Source organism: Acinetobacter beijerinckii CIP 110307 (assembly GCF_000369005.1).
Classification (GTDB): Bacteria; Pseudomonadota; Gammaproteobacteria; order Pseudomonadales; family Moraxellaceae; genus Acinetobacter; species Acinetobacter beijerinckii.
On record NZ_KB849765.1, the window covers coordinates 1068418 to 1084890 of the forward strand.

General features: G+C 37.2%; 13 protein-coding genes and 1 pseudogene. 5 read left to right on the plus strand and 9 right to left on the minus strand.

Features of this window, described 5'->3' with window-relative positions:
- The first annotated feature begins 96 nt into the window (after nt 1-96).
- A complete protein-coding gene (gene htpG, locus F933_RS10585) occupies nt 97-2019 on the plus strand; it encodes a molecular chaperone HtpG (protein WP_005061006.1) in 1923 nt (640 codons plus the stop codon).
- A gap of 88 nt (nt 2020-2107) precedes the next feature.
- On the opposite strand, the pseudogene F933_RS17410 reads toward htpG, so the two are convergent.
- The 5 genes and pseudogenes from F933_RS17410 to F933_RS10605 form a co-directional block, all read right to left on the minus strand.
- Nucleotides 2108-2200, minus strand: a pseudogene (locus F933_RS17410) (selenocysteine synthase); the annotation flags it as partial.
- A 102-nt stretch (nt 2201-2302) separates the two neighbouring features.
- Nucleotides 2303-3412: a hypothetical protein gene (locus F933_RS10590; protein ID WP_005061007.1), complete on the minus strand. Its 1110-nt coding sequence runs from the start codon at nt 3410-3412 to the stop codon at nt 2303-2305.
- A gap of 171 nt (nt 3413-3583) precedes the next feature.
- A complete protein-coding gene (locus F933_RS10595; RefSeq protein WP_005061008.1) occupies nt 3584-5020 on the minus strand; it encodes a hypothetical protein in 1437 nt (478 codons plus the stop codon).
- Nucleotides 5021-5031: 11 nt separating this feature from the next.
- On the minus strand, nt 5032-5217 hold the full coding sequence (locus F933_RS10600; protein WP_034710759.1) for a hypothetical protein: 186 nt from the start codon (nt 5215-5217) through the stop codon (nt 5032-5034).
- Between the two features lie 389 nt (nt 5218-5606).
- Nucleotides 5607-6302, minus strand: coding sequence for a DsbA family oxidoreductase (locus F933_RS10605; protein WP_005061012.1), 696 nt, complete (start codon nt 6300-6302; stop codon nt 5607-5609).
- Between the two features lie 176 nt (nt 6303-6478).
- Here F933_RS10605 and F933_RS10610 point away from each other — a divergent pair, with 176 nt between their 5' ends.
- Together F933_RS10610 and F933_RS10615 are read left to right on the plus strand one after the other, a co-directional pair.
- Entirely contained in the window at nt 6479-7228 is a 750-nt protein-coding gene (locus tag F933_RS10610) for a hypothetical protein (RefSeq protein ID WP_005061015.1), read from the plus strand.
- Nucleotides 7229-7335: 107 nt separating this feature from the next.
- Complete coding sequence (locus tag F933_RS10615; protein WP_005061018.1) at nt 7336-9141, plus strand: ABC transporter ATP-binding protein; 1806 nt, start codon at nt 7336-7338, stop codon at nt 9139-9141.
- Nucleotides 9142-9223: 82 nt separating this feature from the next.
- Here F933_RS10615 and F933_RS10620 read toward each other — a convergent pair whose 3' ends face one another.
- On the minus strand, nt 9224-9928 hold the full coding sequence (locus F933_RS10620; protein ID WP_005061021.1) for a YidX family protein: 705 nt from the start codon (nt 9926-9928) through the stop codon (nt 9224-9226).
- Between the two features lie 297 nt (nt 9929-10225).
- On the opposite strand from F933_RS10620, the gene F933_RS10625 reads away from it, so the two are divergent.
- Nucleotides 10226-10741, plus strand: a complete 516-nt coding sequence (locus F933_RS10625) for a hypothetical protein (RefSeq protein WP_005061023.1) — start codon at nt 10226-10228, stop codon at nt 10739-10741.
- A 53-nt stretch (nt 10742-10794) separates the two neighbouring features.
- On the opposite strand, the gene F933_RS10630 is transcribed toward F933_RS10625, so the two are convergent.
- The 3 genes from F933_RS10630 to fadB form a co-directional block, all read right to left on the minus strand.
- Entirely contained in the window at nt 10795-11418 is a 624-nt protein-coding gene (locus tag F933_RS10630) for a PH domain-containing protein (RefSeq protein ID WP_005050949.1), read from the minus strand.
- A 168-nt stretch (nt 11419-11586) separates the two neighbouring features.
- Entirely contained in the window at nt 11587-12759 is a 1173-nt protein-coding gene (gene fadA, locus F933_RS10635) for an acetyl-CoA C-acyltransferase FadA (RefSeq protein ID WP_005061025.1), read from the minus strand.
- A gap of 12 nt (nt 12760-12771) precedes the next feature.
- A complete protein-coding gene (fadB, locus tag F933_RS10640; RefSeq protein ID WP_005061027.1) occupies nt 12772-14925 on the minus strand; it encodes a fatty acid oxidation complex subunit alpha FadB in 2154 nt (717 codons plus the stop codon).
- 500 nt (nt 14926-15425) lie between these two features.
- Here fadB and F933_RS10645 point away from each other — a divergent pair, with 500 nt between their 5' ends.
- Nucleotides 15426-16397, plus strand: coding sequence for a hypothetical protein (locus F933_RS10645; protein ID WP_034710981.1), 972 nt, complete (start codon nt 15426-15428; stop codon nt 16395-16397).
- Nucleotides 16398-16473: the final 76 nt, after the last annotated feature.

The following is a 16473-nucleotide window of genomic DNA, read 5'->3' on the forward strand; positions in this document are numbered from 1 at the left end:
TAATTGAAATAATCGTTTTTTAGGATTGAAAAATCCAAGATATGCACCATTCATAAATCATTCCAAAGATTAAGCCTCACAGATAAGGAGTGATTTATGACTGAACAAGTTGCACAAAATTATAGTTTCCAAGCTGAAGTTGCTCAGTTATTGCATTTGGTAACGCATTCTCTTTATTCCAACCCAGAAATTTTCCTACGTGAGTTGGTTTCTAACGCATCTGATGCGTGTGATAAATTGCGTTTCGAAGGAATTAATCATCCTGATTATTATGAAAATGATCCAAATTTACGTGTGCGTGTCAGTTTAGATAAAGACAATAAAACACTTACGATTTCGGACAATGGTATTGGTTTAAGCCAGCAAGAGGCGATTGAAAATCTAGGTACGATTGCAAAATCAGGCACCAAAGATTTTATGTCAAAATTAAGCGGTGATCAGAAAGCTGATGCGCAATTGATTGGTCAGTTTGGTGTTGGTTTTTATTCAGGCTTCATTGTTGCTGATAAAATTACTGTTGAATCACGCCGTGCAGGTTTAGATCACGCGGAAGGTGTGCGCTGGATTAGTGGCGGCACGGGTGAGTTTGAAGTCCAAACAATTGAGAAAGAAAGTCGTGGTACGGATATCATTTTGCATTTACGTGATGATGCACTCGAATATTTAGAGTCTTGGAAAGTTAAACAGATCATTAATAAGTATTCAGATCACATCAGTTTGCCAATTGAAATGCAAAAAGAAGTATGGCAAGAGGAAGAGGTCGCAGAAGAAGGTGAAGAACCGAAAGGCGGTCAAATGGTCAAGACTGATGAATGGGAAGCGATCAACTCTGCAAGCGCATTATGGACGCGTAGTAAGAGTGAAATTAGTGAAGAACAATACATCGAGTTCTACAAAAACTTAAGTCACGATTTTGCAGAACCTTTGGCATGGGCGCATAACCGTGTAGAAGGCAGTACTGAATATACCCAATTATTGTATATTCCAAGCCAAGCCAAACAGGATCTTTTCACTCGCGAAGCGAAAGCTGGCATCAAGTTGTATGTAAAACGTGTATTTATCTTAGATGAAGCGGATAATTTAATTCCAAATTATTTACGCTTTGTACAAGGTGTCGTTGATAGTGCTGATTTGCCACTGAACGTCAGCCGTGAATTATTGCAAGAAAGCCGTGATGTAAAAACCATTCGTGAAGGTAATGCACGTCGCGTGTTGACATTGATTGATGGTTTAGCGAAATCGGAAGATGAAAAAGACCAAGAGAAATTCAAGACTTTCTATACCGAGTTTGGCTCAGTGTTGAAAGAAGGTCTAGGTGAAGACACGGGTAATCGTGAGCGTATCCTCAAATTATTGCGTTATGCGACTTCAACTAGCGATGAAATCAATACTTCTTTTGCAGACTATAAAGCACGCATGAAAGAAGGGCAGAAAGCGATTTATTACGTAACTGCGGATAGCTTAACTGCTGCAAAAAATTCACCACAGCTAGAACTGTTTAAGAAAAAGGGCATTGAAGTTTTACTCATGGCAGATCGTGTGGATGAGTGGGCAATGAACTTTGTATTTGAGTTTGATGGCACACCATTACAAAATGTCTCAAAAGGTGCGGTGGATCTAGGCGACTTACAGGATGCTGAAGAGAAAAAAGCTCTAGAGCAAGCAGCAGAACAATTTAAGCCTGTAGTGGATCGTTTAAGTAGTTCATTAAAAGATAAAACTAAAGAAGTACGTGTGACTACACGTTTGGTTGACTCACCAGCATGTTTGGTGACCAGTGAAGGTGAGCTTTCTCCGCAACTCATTCGTATGTTGAAACAAGCTGGACAAGCAGTTCCTGAGATTAAACCAACTTTAGAAATTAATCCTGAACATCCATTGGTGAAAAAATTAGAGAACTCAGCTCAGTTCGATGATTTGGCCAATGTGATTTTTGATCAGGCGGTGATTGCTGAAGGTGGTTTACCTGAAGATCCTGCGGCCTATGTGAAACGTATCAATAGCTTATTATTGAAATAAGTGCTTTGATAAAAACCTCTGCTTCGGCGGAGGTTTTTTATGCGTGTGGATAACTTTAAAGTTATCCACAGTGGTGCTGCTATTTCCATCAGAAGTGCGCTTCAAAGCTCATCTGATAGCTGAAATGATTACCTTGTTTATCTGCAGGAATGTTTAAATAGTTCAGTTCATTTTGCATATACGGTCAATTACACCAGAGCGATCATTTTCAAAAAAATAATACAGTCCTAAGTCACTTATGTTTTAAATGCCCCCCTGAGTACTCAAGAGGGCATTGTAATCATTAGAATAGGGTTTCAAGTCGAACGAAGGTACTCACAAAGTGATTACGATCAGCTCGGTGGTCATTCAGATAGCTCACATCACCTTGTACATAGAACCATTCACGCCAAAGTGGTTGACGCCATGATACGAATGGCCCCCAGCTATTTAAGCGTAAATCATTGTTGTTATAATAACCGCCTGTGTAAATCCCATAATTAAAGTTGTTATGTGCAAAGAATTGATGCTGACGGAATATTCGATTATCCCACCATAAGTCATCATCTTGTTTATCTGCATAAGTTAAAGTGAATTGATTTGATAAAAAAGGTTGATTTGGTCGAGCATGAATTAACTCTAATTTCGTGCGGAGATAATTTTCACTTTTACTCCCATAACGATAGATTTGTTCAGCGTTAAAATGAAAATCGTTATCTAATTCCCAGTGCTTTTCACCTTTTAAACGAAGATAAACATCATCTCCTGAACGTAGACCTATATCTGCATCTGTTTCAAAGGGAATTTTTTTAGAAAAATTTGACCAACGTAGCGCGATGGAACCATTACTGTCACGTGTTTGTTTAGAATCAAATCGTTTATCAGGATCTTGATTCGGTTGGTTATTGGTATTAGTAATATTGTTATCAAACTCATCATCCAAAGAGTCATCACCAAACACCACACTTAGTTTTTTTTCTAATGTTGGAAGTTTAATTTTACCGCGAATACGAGGTTTAACTTCGTACTGATCATATTCATTCCAATAGTTATCTAGCATAAAGCGAATCGTAGCATTTGCAGGTTTTTCAGGATCAACATCACCAAACCAATCATCAATTTTGACAGAAGTTTTGTCAGCCCAATTGCGAATATCACGTTGTTTGCGATCAAGCCAAGTTTTGTCTTCAGTTTCAGATGTCGGTGGAACAATCGGGTAGTTAGCCTGTTCAGGGAGTATTGTTGGCGTTGCATCCACCAACTTTGGAACATAGTCTAAAAAATCCTCGCTATTTTTGCTATTAGGCTCATGCGTTTGCTGCTCAGTAGCATGTGTCAGTGTCGCCGTACCTAAAGAAAGTGCAATTAAGCTATAAAATATACGAATTGATACCGTTGGTTGCAAAATATTCATGATTCAAACTTTTATGTTGTTCTTCGTTTAACTTTTGATTATTTCATTAATAAAATCAATAGATAGACACAAAAAGCTGCAAAACAGAATGATATTGTTGTACTGAAATTAAATAAGCCATCAACTACTCATCAAGTAGTGATGACTTATGGTATTCGTAGATTTAATTATTTATGTAACGTCAGCGGCTTCTAATGCTTGATATAAGTCGTGTACTGAAATGGGTTGTGGTAGACGACTAATCACTTGGCGAATCAGTTGCCATGTATAACCATCCGCACGATCAAGTAATAAATAAGGATAAGCTTGATCCTCATTTGAAAGTTTAATACGTTCAGCCCCATGTATCACACGAATTTTCTGATGCTCTTTCAATAAAATGACTGGGGTCAAAAAAGTTGCAGTGGTTTCATCAAAAGGAATAAATTTTTTGGTGTTAATGAAAGACACGGGAATATAAGGATATGCTCGTTCATCACGCTGCCAAACTAGATTACCGTTCATGATGCATTCATTAAATAGTAGCTCATGTTGATGGTAATGTTGTTTGAATGTGACCCAATCAGTTTGATGAATTGAACTGGTTTTAGTATGTCTTTGATCGGTGTACGTTTGGAAAACAGTAGTCGCATATTCAATACTATGAGTACCAATCAAGACGACATAATGAGAAAATTGCCCTTGGGCATAGAGCTGTTCCGCCACAAAAATTTGTGCTTTTGACCAAACTGGTTGTACATCATTTTCAGCTTTTAAATAGAGCCAATCAATTTTAATGTTTTGATCAATTTCGTCATGTAAATCTACACGATACAACGATGGAAAAGTTTTTGGATCGATGCGTTCCAAGCGACAAACTAAGCCATCTAAGTTAAAATCTTTCAGCGCAACAGGCTTGGCTTTATTATTTAAATTTGCAATAGACTGATTTTGTCTAAAACTTGATTTTGTACGTAAATTGGTTTGTGATTCCAGTGGTTTTGCAGTTGTCACGGGTTGAATTTTTTCTTCGATGATGGCCTGAAGCTGCGATTCAAAATGGATACTTTGCTCTCTGATAATCGAGATTGTATCTTTTGCTGGTGTTTGATTGGAATTCACAGCTGCATCAGCGATTGGTGTTTGAATAGGTTCAAGTACAGGAATAAGACTTTTCAGCTCTTCATCCGTTTTGACATAACTTTGACCAGTATTTTTTAACCAATCTAATGCTTGCTCAGTTGAAGTAAACCAAGGGCTTTTCAGAAAAGATAATGATGGACGAATAACCCATATTTGCCAATGTTGAGCTTGACGTAATGCTGCCCAACCCATTTCACCAGAAGCAAATAACGTATTTTCAACGCGACCCATAAAATTAAATGTGCCGCGATAGGTCATACTAAAACCAAATTTCTCTAATTCTTCCGCAGAAAACTCTTCTTGTTGAATAAATTTTTTGAAAGGCGTGAGTTGATCTTGAAAAGTAGGATCATCACAAGATGCACAAATATCCTTAATTCGCTGCTTCGATTTTGCGATTTCAAACAGTGATGTTTTATCATTATTAAGCCCAACAACGAGATGCTTGAGCTCATCAACCAATAATGCTTTCTCTAATACGTCCATTGATAGTTTCCTTAGAGATAGGCTTGAGCCTGTTTTAAATAATGAATGAGTACAATATTCACAGCATCTTCTATCAGTTTGTATTCAGTCTTGCTTACTAAAGTATGCTGTTTTGCCAGTGCTACAAGCTGTTGTATGCATATTTGTTCTGGTTGAATCTGACCATTTATTAAGACTTGTAACTCTTGCATTTTAATAACAAAAGAATGTCACTTTATGACGATTATAGAAGAAAACCATGCAAAATCTATAGGGTGTAAGTTAGTAGAAAATCTCATTTAAATAGTCTAAATAGAGATTTTGATCATGTTTTAGCTTTGAAATATAAACATTTTAAAAAATTGAATCGGATAAATAGATGGTTTTATGAATATGTATCTATAAATTTATGTGTGGGTTGTGATTGTCTTCACATAATTATGACTCAAAAGTTGAGCAATAAATTACTTCACTTTGTTACAGAAATTTTATCAAAGGATAAATGGTGCTGATTTAAGGATAATTGGTTGAATTAGCATCATAAATATAGAGGGGTTAGAAAATTTGAATCTCAAATGATCATTTGAGATTCATCTCTTAGAAAAAATTAATGCTTAATTTGACACTGTTCATCATTACATTGAGCTGCATCGGTTTGCTCAATTTGTTCAGTTGATGCAGATTGGGCTTGTTGTAATGCTTGTAAAAAAACTTCTCGTGGTTGGGCACCCGACAATGCAAGCTTTTGATCAAATACAAAGAAAGGAACACCCGTGACTTTGAGTTGTTCGTGCGCAATTTTTTCATCATGACGCACAAAATCAGCGAGTTCATCAGTATCCAATACATATTCAACTTCTGCATTATCTAAACCGATACGAGAGGCGATTTCCTCTACAACTTCACGTTCACCAATCGCAAGACCTTCAGTCATGTATGCATGAAAAAAGGCTTCTTTCGCTTCATTGCCTAAGCCCTTACTTTGTGCAAGGTGAATGATGCGATGTGCATTAAAACTATTGCCAGAATTGGCTTTTTGCCACTGGAAGTCGATGCCTTCCGATGCCGCCATAGCTGCAACATTACGCTCCATTTCTTCCATTTCGGCAAAACTACGACCATATTTCTTAGCTAAACGTTCAGTGTTCGATGTGTCATGCTTTGCAGGGGCATTTTGATCAAGTTCATAACTATGCCAATGAATTTCAAGTTCGATACCAGCTTCAGCTGCCACATGTTCAAGACGTTTTTTGCCAATATAACAAAAAGGGCAGACCACATCTGACCAGATATCTACGCGCATAGTAAATCTCTACAATTATCAATAACAGAGATAATAAGGGCGAAGCTAATGAATTTAAAGCGAGGAAAATGTAATGCTCCGTTACGAGAAATGAAATAAAAAATACTTCAGTCGAATAGATTATTGATTAGAATCAAATCAAGGACATAAAAAATATAATTAAATTTGGAGGCAGCATGCGCCGTTTTATCATATTGATAACTGTAATCGTGGTATGTATTGGTTCTTTTTTTCTATACCAGCAGATTAAAAAAAATAATGCTGTGAATAATCAGCATATGTTTGAAGTGGTTATGGCTGAAAAAATGAAAATGCTCTATGGTCAGGCTCAAGATTGGACCACACCTGTCACATTGGACATACATGATGATCGCTTATCTGGTGATTATAAATTAATGTCAGAGTTTCTACTGACTTATTGGATGCAAAATATCGAAGCCAGAAATGAGTATCTTAGAGCGTTAAAAGCTGCGCGCTGGGATACTTTTTTAGATGTTGGGCGTTTGGATCGAGATCGTAAACAAAACTATCAGGAAACTGAAAAAATGTTTGTAGATGTGCGTCGTATTTCTGCTGAATATGAAAATCGCCGTCAAAAAATACATGCTGATGCGATTGAACAAGCCCAAAAAATTGCAATCGAGAAAGAAATGAGAGCATCTTTACAAATGAAATTGGCAAATAATTTAAAATCAGACAAAGCGCATGACATTTTCCCGATTGAGCAACAAATTATTGAAAAAGCGCAAGCAATGTTTGACATGCTTAAAAAGTATCAATGGCAAGCGAAGGATAAAACCATCTTATTTCATGAATCAGCACAAGTGAAAAAATTCAATTCGCTTTATCAAGATGTACTCAAATTGAATGCCAAGATGGAGAAAATTAAGAAAAACAATGTTGAGGTTTTGGAAGATGAATTATAGCGTTATCTGAATGGGTACTTGGGAAAATGAAGCCTAGCAACAAGTAATCGGTATAGCTCAGTGATAACATTATTTAAATTAAACAATGGAGAATAAACGTCAAAACCATGAATTTATGGCAGCTTTTTAATAAAGTTCGACCTTTCGTTGCACCTTATAAATTACTGGTCATCGTTACCCTGGTTCTTACGCTAATTGGTGCATTAACTGCTCAAGTAAACGCACTCACGCTGCAATATGCTGTTGATCAGATTAACCGCCTAGTTGAAGCAGGACAAGGGCTGAGTGAGGGATGGCATATCTTGGTGACGATCAGTGTGATTCTACTTTCTAAGGAAATTATAAGCACTCTGATCCAATTTGGACAAAAGTTGTTTGGTGAACGTTTAAGGATCATGGTATCGCAAGATGTTGCGCAATCGATTATTGAAAAATTTCTAAGTTATCGGCTTTCATTTTTTACTCAAGATGATAATCAAGCTGGAAAGTTACAAACGCGTATTGATCGCGGGATTGGATCGATTACAAGGCTAATTCAAATCTTTTTTATTGATATTCTTCCTCTTTTTAGCAGTGCAATTCTGGCATTAGGATTGATGTTCTACGCAAACTTTTGGATTGGGTTAGTGGCGTTATCGATTGTTCCTATTTATTTTTGGCTAACGTTCAAACAAGCACAAAAATTAGGGGGTGTAAGACGAAGTCTACGCGATGGGCGAGAGCGTAAAAGTCAGGGAATTTTGAGTATTATCAATTCCATTACGGTGATTAAATCTTTTAACCGTGAAAAAGTAGAGGCTGAGAAGCAGCTCATTTTACAAAAACAACTGACTGATAATCAGATGCACACTCGTCAAATTAGCTTTATTTTTGATGGAGTAAAGACTTTTACCGAACAAATTGGCATTGTATTTATCATTATTCTTACCGCTTATTTTGTCCTAGTGGGTGACATGAGTATTGGGATGATCATGTTTCATATTTTATTATTTAACAATGTTTCTGCCCCCATTCGTTCATTGCATCGTATTTATGATGAAGTCAATGATGCCATGATATATGCAGAAAGTTTCTTTCAGATTCTTGAGGCAGATCATGAGATCGAAACTTCAGGTCAAGATAAACCATTGCAACTTCGTGGACAATTTGAATTAAAGCAGGTCGATTTTCATTATCCAAATGGTCATCATGCGCTCAAGAATATTAATATGATCATTCAACCCAATAAAATTACTGCATTGGTTGGGTTATCAGGTGCAGGTAAATCCACATTAATTAGTCTATTGGATAAGTTTTATCTACCTCAATTCGGGCAAATTTTGATGGATGGAATTGATCTTAAAGATATAGATACAGAATATTTGCGAGATCACATTGGTTTGGTATTACAAAAAAATCATATTTTTCAAGGAAGCATTCAAGACAATATTTGCTATGGAAAAATGGATGCTACCGAAGAGGAAATTATCCAAGCAGCAAAAAAAGCATCGATTCATGAGCAAATTTTGAAATTGCCCAAAGCTTATCAATCTGATGCCTTGTTACTTTCTGGTGGGCAACAGCAACGTATCGCGATTGCACGTATGTTCCTCAAAAATCCGCCAATTATATTTTTAGATGAACCAACAGCAAGTCTAGATGCAATTGCTACTGAACAGATCAAACAGAGTCTAGATGAAATTAAACAAGGGCGTACCGTCATTATTATTTCGCATAGTCTTTCGCAGATTATTGATGCTGACTACACCTATGTGATGCAAGATGGTGAGATTGTTGAGCATGGTGAACATCATCAACTCTATCAGCAGCAAGGTGTGTATAAAGACATTTTTGATGCGATGGCGAAAAGTTTAAATATTGAGAAGATTGCCAAGACTTTTGATAATGAAGGTGAAGAAGAGACACATAGTTGATCTAAATCAAGATAATGAAATACATCAAATATTTAAGGTCTTTGAAATAGTCAGAGCTGAAAATTCAAAGACCTATTATTATTTAATCAAAAATCTTTTCAGCAGCTTGGAACGGTAAGCTCACGACATCAATTGCGACTGCGAAAGGTAATAAAACTAACTTTTCAAAAGGGTTCATGCCTGATTTCGACTTATAGCTTTCCTGTTGGTTGGTATAAATCGTAACTTGATAAGATTTACTTAATGCTTTTAAAGAGCTGAGATTGTTAGCGGCAGGGTAAACCACCCCCGCTAATTTAATATCAAAACAAAAGCGCTGCGCTTTCATACGCTCATCACTCGATGATGAACACTCTTTCGCTCCATTTTCAATAAAAAACTCTAAGTCTTTTTTGCTCAAATCTTCTTTTAGCTTTACATATGAAAGTGGCAAAGTACCTGAAAAGTAACCATCATTCTTTTCTGAGTAAAAGTTTAAGTCACGAGTAATCTGAATATTTTTAGGATCGAGTTTATTGATCAAGCTTACAAATTGCGCACCACCTTGCGTCAAAATATAACTATTTTTTTGACCTGCGATAACAATGCTATCTCGCGGTAAATTTGCTGAAGCTTGTGCAGGTTGTCCAAAAGCAATTACGTTATCTTCAACTAATGTCACTTTTGTTGTACGCGTATAGGTTTTATTGTCCTTACTAATTAGGGTTTTGGTTGCACAGCCTGTTGTGGTTAAAAGTACCCCAAGAATAGCAATACTTATTGATGATTGAGTCAGTTTTAAAAACATCCCTTTCTCCTAATAATTTGAATTTTAAAAATTAAAAAATATTTAGTATTTATAAAATATTGATAGGACAATAATAAAATAAGTTCATAGAAGCGAGTTTTTTTTCGCTAAAGGTGTCAAATTTTACAAAGATTAAACAGGTGAGTATATTTGTACTTGCCTAGATAAAGTACAAAATTCGAATGAAATGTACCGTTTATCTGACCTGTACTGAATCAAAATGCACTTTGTTGTAGCCTATTAAATAGATGCTTTTATTTTTTCATTTTTTGGCGACTGATTTTGGAGTAAGTAAACGTGAACATTCTAAAACAATCAGCTTTTATGATTATATTTGCTTCTGTAATTGGTTTACCAACAGTTCAAGCAGATGAAGTAACAACACTACCAACCATTCGAATTATGGCTGAGTCAGAGTTACGTGAGGAAGTTGGTTTTGTACCTTTTCAAGAAGATAAAAAAGTAAGACAAGCTTTAGAGCATGAGCAATATAAAGTTCACACAGACATACAGAATGCTAAAGCCAGTGAAAGCACTGGTTCGGTTGAATATCAAGCAAAAATAACACCGCCCGATTTATCTCAAGTATCTCCATTCTTGGAAGATTATATTTTAGCTGTTGCCGCTGGTTTGCAATCATCTGATCCAACCAATGGTTTATTTAAAATGCTAGAACCACTAAAAATTAATCCAGGCAATGCTAACGCTTTCCGTGAAGGAACGATGAAAGTCAGTTTAGATGATATTTTAAAGTTGCAGCAACAAATTCGAGATGGTTTAAATAATCCACAAAATAATTTTTTCACACGTTAAGTTTTAAATATATAGATTAAATGAGTGATCCCCGCGATAAGCGGGGATTTTTATTACTGTTTAAGATAACGCTCAAAAATGATTGAAAAATCATAATCTTCTATTTGCTTACGACGTTCAGTGAACTTCGTTTCAACTTGAATCGTTGTCTGCGAAATAATATCAGGTAGGTTCAGTAAAATTTGTTCAGGTAGTTCACGTAATGAGAACATATTATTCACAGCTTGCTGAGTAATCACCAACGAATTCATTTGACGCTCGATTTCTTTACAAGCTTCACCAATGCTAAACAATGCCTTATATAAATCTCGCACTTTCTCAATTTGAGATTTTTCAATGTCTATCGAATAACTGGTTGCGCCAAGTTTAAACTTTATTTCTACATCACGATCTACAGTTCCAGCTGTTTCGAGTAGAACTTGGCTAATTTGGTGATGTTTATATGGATAGCGATAGAGTGTACGTTTTTTACTAACAGCACTGGTACCATCAAGGTGAATAAATGAAGTGTTGGTAAAGCAGTACTCATCAGTTTTTGCTTTGATTAAAAAGAAAATCTTTTCATTGTCTTCATGGAAAATGTAGTCATCAATATCAGTCTTATCATAATCTTGAGGTTCAATAATCTTCCCGATATCACTGGTTCCCATTAAATCGGCTGCCATATTTTTAAACATTGTTAGAACCTTATAGTTTTTGGAACTTAGGATAATAATTTGCTGGGTGTTGTTCTGTCTACAGTGGACATTTGTATTTTAAAAATTCAATATAGTCTAGAAAAGCATTTCTATCACATAAAAAAATCCCCGCACTTTGCGGGGATTTTTCGTTTATCTCAGTGTCGATTAAACACGTTCGATAATTGTCGCGATACCTTGACCAAGACCGATACACATGGTTGCAAGACCGATTTGTGTATCTTGTTGTTCCATTACGTTCAACAAAGTCGTTGTGATACGTGCACCAGAACAACCTAATGGGTGACCCAATGCAATCGCACCACCATTCAAGTTGATGATGTCTTGTTTGTCATAAACGCCTAAGCCTTTCATTACTGATAAGCCTTGTGCAGCAAATGCTTCGTTTAATTCGATAGTTTGGATATCCGCCATCGTTAAACCAGCACGTTTAAGCGCTTTTTGAGTTGCTGGAACAGGACCGTAACCCATGATCGCAGCATCACAACCTGCAATCGCCATAGAGCGAATCACAGCACGAGGTTTCAAACCTAAAGATGCAGCACGTTCAGCTGACATCAACAACATTGCAGATGCACCGTCAGAAAGCGCAGAAGAAGTTGCTGCTGTTACTGAACCACCTTTAGGATCAAAAACTGGTTTCAATGCTTTGAATGCTTCAAGGTTTGCATCAGCACGAATTACTTCATCGATGTCGCAAAGGATCTTGAAGCCATTGGCATCATGACCTTCAACACCCACGATTTCGTTTTTGAAACGGCCTTCTTGTGTTGCAGCCCAAGCACGACGGTGTGATTCAACACCGAATGCATCTTGTTCTTCACGAGAAATTTGATTCATACGACCTAACATTTCAGCTGTTAAGCCCATCATGTTCGATGCTTTTGCATAGTGTTTAGATGCTTCTGGGTTAAGGTCGATGCCGTGCATCATACCTACGTGGCCCATGTGCTCAACACCGCCGATGATGAATACATCACCTTGATTTGTAGCGATCTGTGCAGCAGCCGTATGGATTGCTTGCATAGAAGAACCACAAAGACGGTTTACTGTTTGACCGCCAGCAGTCTTAGGAATGTCAGCCAATAAACCAATGTTACGAGCAATGTTCATACCTTGCTCTAAAGTTTGGTTTACGCAGCCCCAGATTACATCTTCAACTTCGTTAGTATCAAACTGGTTACGAGCAACAAGTGCACGTACTAATTCAGCAGATAAACTGTCGGCACGTACATTGCGGAACATACCGTTACGTGATTTGCCCATGGCAGAACGAACGCCATCAACAATCACAACGTCACGTGGATTTAAAGTAGCCATTCACGTCGCTCCTTAACCGTAGAATTTTGTGTTGTTAGCAGCCATGTCACGCAACATTTGTGGCGCTTCATAAGCCTTACCTAAGTGTGCATATTTGTCGCAAAGCGCAACGTATTCAGCAACACCTGTTTGGTCGATGTAACGGCATGGACCACCACGGAATGGAGGGAAACCTACACCCATGATCATTGCCATATCTGCTTCAGAGGCAGTTGCAACGATGTTGTCTTCTAAGCAACGAACTGTTTCGTTACAGAAAGCAAGCATCATACGGTCAATGATTTCTTGGTTGTCAAAATCGCGTTTTTCACCAGTAACGAAAGGCGCGATGATTTCGTAAGCTGTTGGATCAACAGTTTTCGCTTTCTTACCTTTCTTGTCTAAAACGTATTTGTAGAAACCAACGTCATTCTTTTGACCAAGACGTTTTGCTTCATACATCGCTTCGATAGAACCTTTGTAGTCTGGCTTCATACGGTCAGGGAAACCTTCAGCCATCACTTCTGCGCCATGAACACCTGTATCGATACCAACAACGTCGATCAAGTATGCAGGACCCATAGGCCAGCCGAATTTCGCCATCACATTGTCCACTTGTTGGAAATCCGCACCATCTTTAACAAGAAGGTCGAATGCACCAAAGTAAGGGAACAATACACGGTTAACCAAGAAGCCTGGGCAGTCGTTTACAACGATAGGTGTTTTACCCATTTTTTGAGCAAGAACAACAGTTGTTGCGATCGCTTCTTCAGAAGTTTTCTCACCACGAATCACTTCAACCAATGGCATCATGTGTACTGGGTTGAAGAAATGCATACCTACGAAGTTTTCAGGACGTTGTAAGTTTTCTGCTAAACGCGTAATTGAAATCGTTGAAGTGTTTGAGGCTATAATCGTGTTGTCACGAACATTTTTCTCAGTTTCTGCAAGTACGATACCTTTTACTTTAGGATTCTCTGTTACCGCTTCGATCACGATGTCTACTTCTTTAAACTCATCGTAGCTTAAAGTTGGACGGATGCGAGCAAGCGTTTCACCCATTTGCGCAGGTTTCATTTTTTTGCGTTCAACTTGTTTAGTTAACAAGCCATTCGCTTCTTTCATACCTAAAGCAAGTTGTGGGTTACCAATATCTTTCATGATGATTGGAGTGCCTTTGCTTGCCGCTTGATAAGCAATACCACCACCCATGATACCAGCACCTAAAACAGCTGCTTGGTTTACAGGATGAGCACCTTTTTCATATTTCTTCGCAGTTTTCTTCACAACTTGGTCATTGATGAATAAGCCAATCAATGCACCTGCTTGTGGAGTAATTGCTGCTTTAGCAAAACCTTGAGCTTCCGCTTTTAATGCGTCATCACGTGTTAAGCTTGCACCTGCTTGTAATGAATCAAGCAATAATTTTGGCGCAGGGTATTGAGCAGGGTTTGCTTTTGCAAGTACCGCACCTTTCGCCGTATTGAACGCCATCATTTGTTCAAGTGGGTTTAATTTAATTGCGTCTAATTTTTCTTGACGTTTCGCTTTCCAGTTCAAACGACCAGCAATCGCTTGTTTAACGAGGTCAACAGCAGCTTCTTGAAGTTTGTCCGCAGCGACAACCGCATCTACCGCACCATCTTTTAGTGCAGCAGCTGGTTTTTTAGGATTCGCCATTGCCATCCATTCAACAGCATTGTCAATACCAATTACACGGCTTAAACGTACGCTACCACCAAAACCAGGATAGATACCCAATTTGATTTCTGGTAAGCCAACTTGAGCTTGCTCAGACATGACACGGTAGTCACACACTAAGCACATTTCAAAACCACCACCAAGCGCTGTACCATTAATCGCAGCAACTTTAGGGATGTCTAAATCTTCAAAGCTATTGAAGACATCATGTACAGGCATAAGCCAATCAACAATTGCTTGTTCACCAGCAGCGAAATTATCGCCAAATTCAGTGATGTCAGCACCAACAATAAACGTTGATTTACCAGAGGTAACAACTAAGCCTTTAATGTCGTTATTGGCTTTAACTGCAGCAATTGCTGCTTGGAAGTCTTCGATGGTTGCACGGTTAAACTTATTAACCGACTCACCTTGTAAGTCAAAGCGGAATTCTGCAATTCCGTCCGCAAGCATTTGGACGGTAATGGCATTGCCAGCGTGGATCATGCCTGATCTCCCTTGTTGTGGAGGATTCTGAGTTGATGTCATAAAGCGAATGTGCGATTAAGCACATAAAAATGCTTCGCTAATCTTACGATAACTATATCCAAAAAGGACATAACAAGTTGTATCAAGCCGTGACGCTAGGGTCATCTATTCTCTTGCTATTCGGGAATTGACTCATTTAAATAGGTTGTTGTTATAAAATTTTCATAAAAAACAGTAGTTAAATCTCAAAATAATTCGCTCTTATAGTCACTTTTACCATTTCAAACTAGGGTCATAAGAAAGATATTATTCACCTCTTTTTAAGTATTAATAGATTTCAGTGCCTATTTCTTTTGTTTACGATCTCAGTCTTTATCTGAAAACATAAATATCGTCTACCAAAATATATAATTTAATAGTTGATAAAAAAATCTAAATTGTCATACAGAAAGGATTGTCTATTTTTTTGCATGTGTATAAAATTCAATCGTTATAAAATTGTTATAGAAAGTATTATTATGTTAAAAAATAAAACGCTTCTCCTTACCTTATCTTTTGTTCCTTTCGTTCTAGCTGCATGTGGTGGTGGCGGGGGAGGTGCTGAATCAAGTTCGAAAGGTGATAATTCGACCCCTCCTATTCAAGAAAAAGTTAATGTCGATTTATATAATGTAGATCAAGAAACGCTATTTACAAAAAAATATTCTTATGTCGATAGTGTAATTAAAGGAACAAAGTACTATATACCGTTAAGTGAGGATGAGTATTTATTGACAGCTGATCAGCTGTTTACAAATACTTGGGTTTACTCAGATTCTAAAGCAATTAATGCCTTAAAATTCTATTTTAGTGATGCTCCTAAAACAGGTTACTACCATACCTATAAAAAAATTGACATTTCAGGTGAAAATGTTTTTGATCGTTTTTATCCAAATTATAAGGTGATGTTTGATAAGTTTGGAGTTCCTGCTCAATTAAAAGATACTAAAGCAGGCCAAGCTTATAATCGTGCTAATCCTTTATCATTTCCGCAAGGTTCTTATTGCTATCAGGTTATAGAAGAAAAGGTTGAAAAACCATATATTACTTTTTCTAAAGAAGGGATGACGGGTGAAAATTATGCAGATGTTATTATGCAAAATGAAAATGAATTTAAAAATGAAGTAAAAAATTTAGGGCATACATTAAAAATTGATAGTGGTAAATGGAATGGTTCTTCATGGCGCTATTACCGTGAATATGATGCATATGGAATGATTTTTGATGTGGTTGCTATTGATTATAACGGCGAACTTGTCATCGGGAATATGAAAAACTTTGAAGATATTCGTTTAGATAATCTAATTAACCAACAAACTCGACGTCTAGACAGTTTGGGTGAAGGTACATTTATTGTTGATTACTATACACAAAAAGCTACTCTCGAAGCTTTTAAGAAAAGTTGTACTTGGTTTAATACTACTGCGGCAGAAACGATCAAAAAACTTTAGATGAGTAGATTTTAAGCCTCTTAAATATCATCCCTGATTGCTGATGTATGGATCTACATCAGCTTTTCTATAATTA

Coding starts and splice junctions, on each gene's coding strand:
- fadB (WP_005061027.1), bottom strand. CDS start 14,925: ATGATCCACGCTGGCAATGCCATTACCGTCCAAATGCTTGCGGACGGA.
- F933_RS10620 (WP_005061021.1), bottom strand. CDS start 9,928: ATGTTTTTAAAACTGACTCAATCATCAATAAGTATTGCTATTCTTGGG.
- htpG (WP_005061006.1), top strand. CDS start 97: ATGACTGAACAAGTTGCACAAAATTATAGTTTCCAAGCTGAAGTTGCT.
- F933_RS10630 (WP_005050949.1), bottom strand. CDS start 11,418: ATGTTTAAAAATATGGCAGCCGATTTAATGGGAACCAGTGATATCGGG.
- F933_RS10595 (WP_005061008.1), bottom strand. CDS start 5,020: ATGGACGTATTAGAGAAAGCATTATTGGTTGATGAGCTCAAGCATCTC.
- F933_RS10605 (WP_005061012.1), bottom strand. CDS start 6,302: ATGCGCGTAGATATCTGGTCAGATGTGGTCTGCCCTTTTTGTTATATT.
- F933_RS10590 (WP_005061007.1), bottom strand. CDS start 3,412: ATGAATATTTTGCAACCAACGGTATCAATTCGTATATTTTATAGCTTA.
- F933_RS10615 (WP_005061018.1), top strand. CDS start 7,336: ATGAATTTATGGCAGCTTTTTAATAAAGTTCGACCTTTCGTTGCACCT.
- F933_RS10645 (WP_034710981.1), top strand. CDS start 15,426: ATGTTAAAAAATAAAACGCTTCTCCTTACCTTATCTTTTGTTCCTTTC.
- fadA (WP_005061025.1), bottom strand. CDS start 12,759: ATGGCTACTTTAAATCCACGTGACGTTGTGATTGTTGATGGCGTTCGT.
- F933_RS10610 (WP_005061015.1), top strand. CDS start 6,479: ATGCGCCGTTTTATCATATTGATAACTGTAATCGTGGTATGTATTGGT.